Below are 12,210 nucleotides of genomic sequence, written 5' to 3'. Positions count from 1 at the left end.
TCTGGCTTTCTCCACAGTTGGATGAATGCAAACGCAAGCGTGTTTATTTTAAACTCATTAGCTATACATGATCCACAAAGCTCTCCCACCCTTCTATGGTTCCGCGATGACCTCCGACTAAGTGATAATGCTGCCTTAAAATGGGCTGCTGATCATGGCCCTGTTATTGGACTCTTCATTGACGAAACCATCAATCGCAGCATTGGGGCCGCAGCACGATGGTGGCGGGAACAAAGCCTTAATGCTTTAGCCCAAGATCTTTCTTCTTACGGAGTACCTTTGCTACGACGTATCGGTAACCCGCTTGAAATACTGCCGAAAATAGTATCCGAGATAGAAGTCAAAGCCGTCACATGGAATCGACGCTATCATCAACCGTTGTGTGAAGTAGATGCCACTCTCAAAAAAAATCTCCGCGAGCAGGGGCTTGAAGTGCATAGCCACCCAGGTTTTTTACTCACTGAACCTTGGGAAGTCAGCACCGCTACTGGAACTCCCTACAAGGTATATACCCCTTTTTCTAAAGCAGCATGGGAAGTAGCCAGAGCAAATGCCTATGAAACTGCTACAAACAATGTGTCTGTCCCCTCTCACTTAACAGGGCCAGAGCATGTAGAGCTGCCAAGCATTCCAGAAATAGAGCAACCTTTTTGGGCGACAAAGTTAGTTAAGGACTGTGCTCCCGGTGAAAAAAATGCTTCGGAAAAACTCTTTGATTTTTTGGAACATCTACAGGACTACCCGCAAGCTCGAGACAGCTTAGCTCGATCCGCTACGAGTAAATTATCTGCTCATCTAAGATTTGGTGAGATCAGCATCCACCGCGTGTGGGCAGAGACTGCAGCAATAGACTCTGAAGGAACTGAGTTATTTCTTAAAGAACTTCTCTGGAGAGATTTTGCGTGGCATCGACTTTACGCCCTGCCGCACATGGACACGCAAAACGTTCGTACGCAATTTAATCGTTTCGGATGGTCCTGGGACCCGAGTGAAAAAGATAAACTTAACACTCCATCCACCCCTCTTACTTCCACCAAGGCTGACCAATTCCATGAGGATTTAGCAGCATGGCGTGCAGGAAAAACAGGAATTCCGCTAGTCGATGCGGGCATGCGAGAATTGTGGTCCACCGGATCAATGCACAATCGCGCCAGAATGGTAGTAGCTAGTTTTTTAACCAAGAATCTCCAGATCCATTGGCGTCATGGCGAAGAATGGTTTTGGGAAACTCTAGTAGATGCTGATCCTGCTTCTAATGCTTTTAACTGGCAATGGGCCGCTGGCAGCGGAGATGATGCTTCTCCTTATTTCCGTATTTTTAATCCTGCCACCCAAGCGAAAAAATTTGATCCAGATGAAACCTATATTCGTCGCTGGATACCCGAATATGGAACACCGGCCTATCCGGATCCCATCGTAGATCTGAAAGAGTCCCGTCAAATCGCCTTAGACGCCTACACGGCAATTAAATAAGTTTATGCGCAGCTTTCAAAATATTCGAACGCATATAAGGAAATATAATCGCATGGAAAGGTGAGACAACCCACCAATAGAGGTAACCGGGCAGCCCCTTTGGTTCGAACACTGCGCGCTGGGTATAAGTACATCCGCCGCCTTCATTGTCCTTGACTTCAAGGATAAGCCAAGCGTCGCCATCTACTTTCATCTCTGCGGTGAGCACTAATCTATTCGGTGGATCGATTTCAGTGACACGCCACCAATCGATGCGATCACCAAGTTTCAAATGCCGGGGATCCCGCCGTCCGCCCAGGCCTGGGCCACCAATGAGTCGGTCAGCGATACCTCTTAGTCGCCATAGCAATGGTGCAGAATGCCAGCCGTTAGCGCCACCCAAACCTTCAATAATCGGCCAGACTTGAGCTGCTTGAAGATCAGTATCTTCCGTGCGGACATCTTCATAAACTGATTTACCTGCCCACTCTGGATCAGTCGGCTGGCTGGCCCACGGCTGTTGTATGGTCCAACTACGGTCCCAGGACGTTGGGACTCCACGGTCAGATTCCGCAGCTAACGCCAGTTCTACTGCTTCCCGATACTCAATAAATCCATCGGGTGGATCTGGAATAATATCTTTGATGCTGTGCTCTTCGGTGACGGCATCTTCTGCCATTGATTGCGCCAATGGAAAAGACAGTTGATATGGAACAGGTGTAACTAAACTAATCCACAGGCCAGACAGCTTATCCATAGGCAGGTTGAGGGGAACTGAATTCACATGACGTTTCAGCCCTCGGACATCAGCATAGATACGCAATAGTTCCGCAAATTCATAGGATTTACCACACCCGATATCGCAGGAGTGGTTGACTGGATTTGCTAAATCGACCGCCGAGATCAAGTAATGCAGGACATCACGTATCGCTAGAGGTTCAATCTGGTTAGTGATCCACTGAGGCGCAATCATCCTAGGCAAACGCTCCGTGAGATGACGAATTATTTCAAAAGATGCAGAACCGGAACCAATGATGGTGGCCGCCCTTAAAATTAATGCTGGTGTCTGGCCAGCCAGCAAGATCTGGGCAACTTTCTCCCGCGAGCGCATATGCTTAGATAATTCTTCTATTTTTCGATTACGCGGGTGTAAGCCGGAAAGGTAGACAATCTGTTTTATCCCGGCTTGATCAGCAGCTTGGATTACATTTTCAGCAGTGCGTTGCTCTTGCTCTTCAAAATCAACATTCTTACCTCCCATGGAATGCACTAGATAGAAAACAACGTCTACATCCTTAAGTAAGGTACCTAACTCAGTCGAGTCAGTCAGATCAGCTTCCACTGCCTCGACGTCCTGGTACCAGTCAAAGCGCTGAAGACTTGTTTTTTTCCTGGAGGTGGCTCGAACTTGGAAACCGGCAGCAAGTAATTCAGTAATCAACCTGCCGCCAATGTAGCCTGTCGCACCGGTGACCAGTACTCGCTGGTGCGGGTTTTTAGCTTGATAATGCAAAGTGGGGCGAAGTTGATTATCCATGAGCGCAAGTATAGGCAAATCGTGCGATTTTTCTCTTGGGTCTTTCGGGAATCAATTGCGATTTCTATGAAATTCTTCACTCATCTACAACTACGTACTATACTTTTAGCAGTAGTAACTCTTGAGTTAATATAAACATAAAGAAAGGATTTAGTTTATGCGCATTTCAAGCAAACTTGTCACCACAGCACTACTCTCAGCCATTTCAATTTTCGGAATAGCCACGGCACACGCCCAAGACATTTTTGATGGTGGACGACTTGCAGGTGGCTCCTCGCAGGTATCTAACCTAAGTTCAGTACCCGAAAACCAAGCCCTGCCTGAAGTTGAGAACAGCATTGACCTCGAACGCTACCAAGGCACGTGGTACCAAATAGCAGCCATTCCCCAGCCATACTCACTACAGTGCTCCCATGACACTACCGCCGAATATGGCATGATCGACTCAAGTACAATCTCCGTGACTAACAGCTGTGGCACCCTTTTTGGACCGTCAGTCATTGAAGGCAGCGCTAAAGTAGTTTCCAATGCTTCACTAAAGGTTAGTTTCCCCGGCGTTCCATTTCAGAGTGAAGACAATCAGGCAAACTACCGCGTGACCTATATCGAAGATGACTATTCACTGGCGATCGTCGGCAGCCCAAGCCGCTCCTCAGGATTCATACTTTCCCGTACACCGACCCTCAGCAGTGAACAATGGTCTCACATTCGTAACATCACGGAAAACCGTGGATGGTGGCCATGCGCATTCATTACAGTCCCAGCAACAGGCGGCTTAAACACCGCCACTCCGCTCTGCATACTTTAATTAACGTAGATGGTCATCTATTCCCCGTTGAGCCATGGTGCATTATTAAGGGATAACTCCTGGGCCATGTCCTGAAGGAATCGGATAACCACCTCACGCTCTTGTGGAGTCAATCGTTTAGCAGCATCAAAACGACGCGCCTGATGCTTACCAAGCGTCCGCATCGCCTCTCCACGGGTGGCATCAGTCACCGTGAGGGCGAAAGCCCTGCGGTCGACGGGGTGCACATTACGAACAATATGTCCACCTTTTTCTAGCCTATTAAGCGTCTTTGTTACAGATGCCGGGGAAAGCTTAAGGTGAGCTCCAAGCATTCCCGGAGTCACCACTTCGCCCGCATTGCCCGCCACAATTAAATAGTGCAAGGCTCGCATATCAACGGTACTTAGCTCCATATAACGTGCCGATGCTTCACCAATACCACGCTCCACATCGCGAAGACCCGCCAGTGATTTCATTAGCCGCCCAATTTGTGCAATGTCTTCTTCCGACATGCCAGAACGATCAACTAATTCACTTCTGGGATCACTAGTTTTCACGTCATAAATATTACGAAGTGTAGATTCTGTCGCATGGATTTTATCTGGTTCCTGCATATTCAGTATATTAATCATATTCTTTTACAAAGTCAGATAAAGTTTATTTTTAAAAATATTAACTCATGGGATACTATAAATTTCTTGTAGGCACATTATTTTTCTGAACCCGATTTCACACTTTCCGTACTTCATTAAAATAAAGCGCCATATACAACGATCGGGAATTTTTGTGACACAACTGGCCGTGTGATATTCGAATGGACAATGGCATGACAATCACCACAGAACATTCAACTCATCCTGATCTTGATTTCAATGATGAGATTTATCGGGAACTAAACCGCATCTGCGCTTCGCTATCTCAACAGTGCAGCACATATCAACCAGAGTTCCGTACCTGCCTAGATGCTGCTTTCCAAGCTTTGCGAGGTGGCAAGTTAATCCGTCCTCGGATGCTACTGGGGCTATACAACACGCTTGTAGACGATGACATTGAGGTCAATCTCAACACCGTTTTACAGGTAGCAGTAGCTCTAGAACTACTGCATTTTTCCCTTTTGGTTCATGACGATGTTATTGACGGAGACCTCTATCGCCGAGGCAAACTTAATTTTATTGGGCAGATTCTCATGCATCGCACACCTGAAAGTTTTGCACAAATCCAGCGCGATCCAGAGCATCTAGATTGGGCACAATCTAATGGACTGCTTATGGGAAATCTTTTTCTTGCTGCCACCCATCAAATCTTCGCGCGCCTTGACCTTCCACATCACCAACGGGTTCGACTTTTAGATTTACTCAACCACACGATAAATGACACTATTGTGGGTGAGTTTCTTGATGTGGGATTAAGCAGCAAAGCCATCAGCCCCAATATGGACATTGCTCTAGAAATGAGTCGGCTAAAAACAGCCACATACACTTTTGAACTTCCAATGAGAGCAGCGGCAATTCTCGCGGAACTACCTCAGGAGATTGAAACAAAGATAGGTGAGATAGGCACAAACTTGGGCATCGCTTATCAATTGCAGGACGATTACTTATCTACTTTTGGTGACGCAGCCGAACACGGCAAAGATGCCTTTTCTGACCTTCGAGAAGGAAAAGAAACTACAATTATCGCCTTCGCTCGAGATACTGCTAAATGGACTGATATTCAAGACAACTTCGGCTCCGCAGATCTGAGCACCTCTCAGGCAGAGCGAATTCAACATCTTCTCATACAGTGTGGAGCAAAGAATCACTCCTTGAATGCCATCTCCAACCACTTAAATATCTGCCGTTCGATGATCAAAACACTAAGCAGCCAGGTAGATCCCAAGGCTCAAAATTTATTACTTAAACAAGTTGAGCAACTAGCCAGCCGCAAATCTTAGAACTAACCTTTACGCCTTTAACGGAAGTGAATTTGATGTCTACTAGCATCACAACAGAGAACAAGAAGAAATCTGGTCCTCCTCGCTTGATGAGAATCTTTCTGCCCGCCTTGCTAATTTTAGTTTGGCTTGTAGGAGCTGGAGTCGGCGGTCCTTATTTTGGCAAGGTTAGTGAGGTCTCCTCCAACAGCCAGACCACATATCTGCCAGAATCTGCCGATGCCACTCAAGTACAGGAACAGTTGGGAGATTTTACTGATTCTGAATCCATCCCAGCCATTGTCGTAATGGTCAGCGATGAACCCTTAACACAGCAAGACATCACACAACTCAATGAAGTTGTTGCTGGGCTTTCAGAATTAGACATAGTTTCCGATGAAGTCTCCCCTGCTATTCCATCCGAGGACGGCAGAGCTGTCCAAGTGTTTGTCCCCCTCAATCCATCAGCGGAGCTGACGGAAAGCGTCGAGAAGCTCTCTGAGACCTTGACCCAGCAAACGCCGGACTATGTGAGCACCTATGTGACCGGACCGGCTGGGTTTACCGCTGATCTCAGCGCAGCTTTCGCGGGTATTGATGGGCTACTCCTAGCAGTCGCCTTGGCTGCCGTCCTTGTCATTCTTGTCATCGTCTATCGCTCCTTCATTCTGCCCATCGCCGTGCTTGCCACCAGTTTGTTTGCGCTGACTGTAGCTCTATTGGTGGTGTGGTGGCTAGCTAAGTGGGACATCCTGCTGCTTTCGGGTCAGACTCAAGGCATTTTGTTCATCCTAGTTATTGGTGCTGCCACCGACTATTCACTGCTATACGTTGCACGTTTCCGCGAAGAGCTTCGCGTACACCAAGACAAAGCACTAGCCACAGGTAAAGCCATCCGGGCATCTGTGGAACCAATCCTTGCCTCGGGCAGCACTGTTATTGCCGGTCTCCTCTGCCTACTGTTTAGTGATTTGAAATCTAACTCCACCCTGGGCCCGGTAGCTTCAGTGGGCATCATCTTTGCTATGCTTTCTGCTCTTACCCTCCTACCAGCACTGTTGTTTGTATTCGGTCGGGTAGCCTTTTGGCCCAAGCGACCAAAATATGAACCTGAAGTAGTCCGTGCTGAAAATGGCATCCCTGCCACTGGAATCTGGTCAAAAGTAGCTCGCCTTGTTAAGCACCATCCTCGTGCCATTTGGATATCCACACTTATCGTGCTGCTAATGGGTGTGGCTTTTGTCCCCACGATGAATGCTGATGGTGTCTCCCAATCCGACCTAATTCTAGGCGCCTCCGAAGCACGTGATGGCCAACAAGCTTTAGGCGAACACTTCCCCGGCGGCTCCGGAAGCCCTGCTTATATCATCGTTGATGAAACAGAGGCACCACGGGTTGCTGATGTAGTGCTCAACAATGACGATTTTGATGGTGTTACTGTATCCAGTGCTGACTCTCCGTCTGGCTCAGCTCCAATTACTGCTGATGGCATCATGCCATTGAGTTCTGGCACTGCACCAAACCCCATAGTTGTAGATGGACAAGTCCTATTACAAGCAACGCTAATTGAAGCACCAGATTCCGAAGAAGCTCAAAATGCTATTCGTAGAGTCCGTCAAGCATTAGCAGATGAAAATATAACAGCACTAGTAGGCGGTGTCACTGCCACTTCCGTAGATACTAACGATGCTTCTCTTCATGACCGTAACCTGATCATCCCAATCGTATTGCTGGTGATTTTGGTTATTCTCATACTGTTGTTACGTTCCATTGTCGCCCCAATTTTGCTGATCATCACCACTGTGGTGTCTTTTGCTACAGCTTTGGGTGTGGCTGCTTTGCTATTCAATCATGTATTCAACTTCCCCGGAGCAGACCCCGCCGTTCCTCTATATGGATTTGTATTCTTGGTGGCCTTGGGCATCGACTACAACATTTTCTTAGTCACGCGAATCCGTGAAGAAACAAAAGCACACGGCACAAGACAGGGAATCCTTCGAGGTTTGACAGTCACAGGTGGAGTAATCACCTCAGCTGGGGTAGTTCTCGCTGCAACTTTCGCAGCACTCTATGTGATCCCAATTCTATTCCTAGCGCAAATTGCCTTTATCGTCGCCTTCGGGGTGCTTATTGATACCTTGCTCGTGCGTGCCTTCTTAGTACCTGCGCTGTTTTATGACATCGGACCAAAAATCTGGTGGCCTTCGAAGCTGACCACGCAGAAAGACCAGAAGCAGCTAGAGCTATGACACACCAACGTTCACCTATTTTTCTTAGTCGCGCATTGCAACTTTACAACCGGGTAGCGTTCAAGGCTTCACACAAAGTGATTGAAAAATACTCCACAAGCTTCAGTATGTCTACGTGGTTACTATCACCGCACATACGAAAAGACATACGCAATCTCTATGCGGTGGTTCGTATCGCCGATGAGATTGTCGATGGAACTGCATATGCCGCTGGTTATTCCACTGCCAAAATTGAAGAAATCCTTGATACTTATGAAGTTGCCGTTCTCACAGCACCACAACAACGCTTCAACACAGATCTCATTTTGCAAGCCTATGGTGAGACCGCCCGGCGCTGTGACTTCGATCAGGAACATATAGTGGCCTTCTTTGCATCAATGCGCAAGGACCTCATAGCTGACACGCACGATTCAGATAGCTTCGCAACGTATGTCTACGGATCCTCCGAGGTCATAGGTCTGCTATGCCTAAGCGTTTTCAATCAAGGTAGGGCGATTAGCGCCGAACGGCTAGAGCTTATGCAAAACGGAGCACGCGCATTGGGAGCAGCATTCCAGAAAATCAACTTCCTCCGTGATCTAGCAGAAGATCAGCAAAATTTGGGCCGTTTTTATTTCCCTGACACCACCCCGGGAACTTTCACCGAAGAACAAAAAAACTATCTCATCGCTGATATTCGTCAAGATCTAGGAACTGCACATGCTGCATTTCCCGAGATACCACTACAGGCTCGAATCGGAGTAATCTCTGCTTCTTTGCTCTTTCAAAAACTCACCGACCGCATTCAGGTCACACCAGCCTCCGATCTGTTGCACAAACGAATCAGAGTTCCACTGCAGACCAAACTCTGCATACTCACCAGCGCCACAATGAAGGGCTTATCTTTGAGTATCTACAGAAAGAAATCTCGATGACAGCGCAAAGTAAAACTCAACATTCCCCAGGTACAGCAGTAGTCATCGGCGCAGGTGTTGCCGGTCTAGCCACCTCTGCGCTATTAGCTCGCGATGGTTGGCAAGTAACTGTGCTGGAAAAAAACAGTGATGTCGGTGGTCGGGCCGGGTCACTCGAAATAGCAGGTTTTGCCGGTTTCCGGTGGGATACCGGCCCATCCTGGTATCTCATGCCTGAGGCCTTTGACCACTTCTTTGCTCTCTTTGATGCCCGCACCTCCGATTATTTCGATTTGGTAGATTTAACCCCTGGCTACCGAGTTTTTTCCGGTGATCTAAACCCTGTGGATGTATCCACCGGACGTGACAAAGCAATCGCTTTATTCGAATCCATCGAATCCGGTGCGGGCGCAAAACTATCAGATTATCTTGACGGTGCTGCCGATGCTTATAACATCGCAATTGATAGATTTCTCTATAATAATTTCTCCAGTCTAGGCCCTTTTCTGCATTATGACGTGCTCACCCGTGCTGGCCGGCTAGTTTCCTTACTGACCCGTTCTTTAGAAACTTACGTCAATAGTCAGTTCACCAGTCTGGTATTGCGTCAAATCCTTACCTATCCGGCAGTATTTCTTTCTTCGCGTCCTACTACTACCCCATCGATGTATCACTTAATGAGCCATACCGATTTGGTGCAGGGAGTTAAATACCCTGTAGGTGGGTTCACCGCAGTGGTCAATGCATTGCATCGGCTGGCGCTGGAAAACGGGGTCAAGTTTCAGTTTGATACTGAGGTCACTTCCATCAACACTGCCGCGGTCCATGGCAGCACTACCGCCACCGGTGTCAGCATGCTGCACAATGGCCAAGTAGACAATCTAGATGCAGATCTTGTGGTTTCAGCAGGCGATTTACACCATACAGAAAATAATCTACTGCCCCGGAAACTTCGGACCTATCCCGAACGATACTGGTCTAATCGTAATCCTGGAATCGGAGCTGTATTAATCCTGCTGGGTGTGAGAGGTGACTTACCCCAGCTCGATCACCATAATCTTTTCTTCAGCGAGGACTGGACAGATGATTTTGCTGTTGTCTTCGATGGTCCTCAATCTACCCGTCCCAACAATGCGTCAAATTCCATTTATGTCTCTAAGCCTTCCACTTCGGAAGATGGTGTTGCACCTGCTGGATTTGAGAATCTTTTCATTTTGATTCCAACCAAGGCTTCCAGCAGCATAGGCCACGGTGATGCTTATCTGCAGGCGGCTTCATCGCCAGTGGAAACAATCGCGTCATATGCTATCAACCAAATCGCTAAGCAAGCTGGCATTGCTGACCTGGCTGACCGAATCGTAGTTAAACGCACAATTGGCCCTGCTGATTTTGAACGCCGCTACCATTCATGGGTAGGAAGCGCGCTTGGTCCAGCACACACTCTCATGCAGTCTGCCTTCTTAAGAGGACGTAATAGCTCACGCAAGGTAAACAACCTTTTTTACGCTGGCGCTACCACCGTCCCAGGCGTAGGAATACCCATGTGTTTAATTTCTGCCGAGAATATTATTAAACGTTTACATGCAGATACCACTGCAGGACCGCTGCCTGAGCCCTTGCCATACAAGACCAAGCCCTCTCAAAGAACCTCATACGATCATTAATTCTGATCCCAATCATTGATATTTCAAAAGAGTAAGCAGGATAGCGATATTTTCATGTCCTTTATTTATCTAGGTTCGGTACTCGTTCTCATCGGCTGTATGGCAATTTGCGATCACCGCTGGAAACTTGCATTTTTCCGTCATCCAGTGCGAGCCATCGTCTCGCTAGGCGCTGCATATTGTGGATTTCTGTTGTGGGATATTTTTGGCATTATTACTGGCACTTTCTACCGCGGAGATTCTGCATTCATGTCCGGTATTAATCTTGCGCCCCATATGCCAATTGAAGAACTATTTTTCCTGTTCTTCCTCTGCTATATCACGCTAAACCTGACCTCCGCAGTGGCGTTATTGCTTAAAGTACCCTTGCCCAAAAAGCCAGAAAAAAAGTCTCCTCGTTCCTCACAGAGCGCTACTCCCCAATCAACTATCACTCCGGAGGTTGAGCCATGACTTATGTTTTTATGAGTATCCCTTTTTTAGCAGTCGCAATGATCCTATTTTTGTTAAAGCTTCGGTCTGGGACACCTAAACTTTTACTAATCACCGTTATGAGTGCTCTGATACTATGCACCTTAACTATCATATTTGATAACCTCATGGTCTGGGCCGATTTCTTCGGCTATGGCGATACCCAGCATCTTGGTATCTGGCTCGGTTTGATCCCCCTTGAAGATCTTTTCTATCCGCTCTTTGCCGTACTCCTGATTCCCTCTATATGGTTGCCCGGAAATATATTCAGCAGCTTTAAAAGCGGTACGAGCCGTTCATCCCCAAACATGACTGCTCAAAGCACAACTAATGCGACCACAGCACACTCCGAGCAGGAAAAACCGTAGTCATGATTGAAAAAATAAGATTAATTTTATTATCCTCTCGTCCCATTAGCTGGGTTAATACTGCCTACCCTTTTGGTCTTGCGTACCTACTCAATGGAGGAGATATCGATTGGCTATTTTGGTTAGGCATTATATTTTTTCTCATTCCTTACAACATTGCTATGTATGGCATCAACGATGTTTTTGATTACGAATCTGATATACGTAATCCTCGTAAAGGAGGGGTCGAGGGAGCTGTACTACCGAAAAGTTCCCACAGCACACTGTTATGGGCTTCTGCTATCTCAACAGTTCCTTTCCTAGTTATTCTTTTCATATTTGGCACATGGATGTCGGCTACATGGCTGACAATCTCAGCACTAGCGGTAATTGCTTATTCAGCGCCAAAGTTACGTTTTAAGGAACGTCCTTTTCTAGATGCTCTGACATCCTCGACCCACTTCACTTCACCAGCATTAGTTGGTGCAACGATTACTGGCGCAAACCTTTCAACAGCTATGTGGATAGCACTGGGATCTTTTTTCTTGTGGGGTATGGCCAGCCAGATACTTGGAGCGGTGCAAGATGTTAATGCTGATCGGGAAGCTGAGCTGAGTTCGATTGCCACTGTGATTGGTGCTCGTGGGGCTATTCGTTTTTCGGTAGTACTTTATCTACTAGCCGCTGTTTTAGCCACTACCTTGCCAAATCCGGCGTGGATCGTTGGGCTTGCGATACTAACTTACGTGTTTAACGCTGCACGATTTTGGAATATCACAAATGAAACTTGTGAACAGGCTAATCGCAGCTGGAAGGTTTTCCTCTGGCTGAATTACTTTGTTGGTGCTGTGATAACGATACTGCTAATGGCAATTCATCAGATATAACCCTACTT

11 protein-coding genes are annotated in these 12,210 nt (G+C 47.2%); 9 read left to right on the top strand and 2 right to left on the bottom strand.

Annotated elements, in window-relative coordinates:
- Positions 1-21: 21 nt before the first annotated feature.
- Positions 22-1,473, top strand: a complete 1,452-nt coding sequence (locus tag ccrud_RS03190) for a cryptochrome/photolyase family protein (protein ID WP_066564754.1) — start codon at positions 22-24, stop codon at positions 1,471-1,473.
- On the opposite strand, the gene ccrud_RS03185 is transcribed toward ccrud_RS03190, so the two are convergent.
- Complete coding sequence (locus tag ccrud_RS03185; RefSeq protein ID WP_066564750.1) at positions 1,466-2,989, bottom strand: SDR family oxidoreductase; 1,524 nt, start codon at positions 2,987-2,989, stop codon at positions 1,466-1,468. The genes ccrud_RS03190 and ccrud_RS03185 overlap by 8 nt on opposite strands.
- 157 nt (positions 2,990-3,146) lie before the next feature.
- Here ccrud_RS03185 and ccrud_RS03180 point away from each other — a divergent pair, with 157 nt between their 5' ends.
- Positions 3,147-3,797, top strand: coding sequence for a lipocalin family protein (locus ccrud_RS03180; RefSeq protein WP_066564748.1), 651 nt, complete (start codon positions 3,147-3,149; stop codon positions 3,795-3,797).
- A gap of 17 nt (positions 3,798-3,814) precedes the next feature.
- Here the strand turns inward: ccrud_RS03180 and ccrud_RS03175 are convergent, their stop codons facing one another.
- Positions 3,815-4,402, bottom strand: a complete 588-nt coding sequence (locus ccrud_RS03175) for a MarR family transcriptional regulator (RefSeq protein ID WP_074025575.1) — start codon at positions 4,400-4,402, stop codon at positions 3,815-3,817.
- A 191-nt stretch (positions 4,403-4,593) separates the two neighbouring features.
- On the opposite strand from ccrud_RS03175, the gene ccrud_RS03170 reads away from it, so the two are divergent.
- From ccrud_RS03170 to ccrud_RS03140, 7 genes are all read left to right on the top strand, one after another.
- Complete coding sequence (locus ccrud_RS03170; RefSeq protein WP_066564740.1) at positions 4,594-5,712, top strand: polyprenyl synthetase family protein; 1,119 nt, start codon at positions 4,594-4,596, stop codon at positions 5,710-5,712.
- Between the two features lie 89 nt (positions 5,713-5,801).
- Complete coding sequence (locus tag ccrud_RS03165; RefSeq protein ID WP_074025574.1) at positions 5,802-7,940, top strand: MMPL family transporter; 2,139 nt, start codon at positions 5,802-5,804, stop codon at positions 7,938-7,940.
- A complete protein-coding gene (locus tag ccrud_RS03160) occupies positions 7,937-8,854 on the top strand; it encodes a phytoene/squalene synthase family protein (protein ID WP_066564734.1) in 918 nt (305 codons plus the stop codon). The genes ccrud_RS03165 and ccrud_RS03160 overlap by 4 nt, the downstream gene beginning before the upstream one ends.
- Positions 8,851-10,497, top strand: coding sequence for a phytoene desaturase (locus ccrud_RS03155; RefSeq protein ID WP_066564731.1), 1,647 nt, complete (start codon positions 8,851-8,853; stop codon positions 10,495-10,497). Before ccrud_RS03160 ends, ccrud_RS03155 begins: the two co-directional genes overlap by 4 nt.
- Before the next feature lie 54 nt (positions 10,498-10,551).
- Positions 10,552-10,950, top strand: coding sequence for a lycopene cyclase domain-containing protein (locus tag ccrud_RS03150; RefSeq protein WP_066564730.1), 399 nt, complete (start codon positions 10,552-10,554; stop codon positions 10,948-10,950).
- On the top strand, positions 10,947-11,336 hold the full coding sequence (locus tag ccrud_RS03145) for a lycopene cyclase domain-containing protein (RefSeq protein WP_066564729.1): 390 nt from the start codon (positions 10,947-10,949) through the stop codon (positions 11,334-11,336). Before ccrud_RS03150 ends, ccrud_RS03145 begins: the two co-directional genes overlap by 4 nt.
- 2 nt (positions 11,337-11,338) lie before the next feature.
- Positions 11,339-12,202, top strand: coding sequence for a prenyltransferase (locus ccrud_RS03140; protein WP_066564727.1), 864 nt, complete (start codon positions 11,339-11,341; stop codon positions 12,200-12,202).
- The last annotated feature ends 8 nt before the right edge of the window (positions 12,203-12,210 follow it).

It is taken from the genome of Corynebacterium crudilactis (assembly GCF_001643015.1).
In the GTDB taxonomy this organism is placed as follows: domain Bacteria; phylum Actinomycetota; class Actinomycetes; order Mycobacteriales; family Mycobacteriaceae; genus Corynebacterium; species Corynebacterium crudilactis.
The sequence above is the reverse complement of the archived record's forward strand: the minus strand, read 5'-3'. Positions and strand labels throughout refer to the sequence as shown.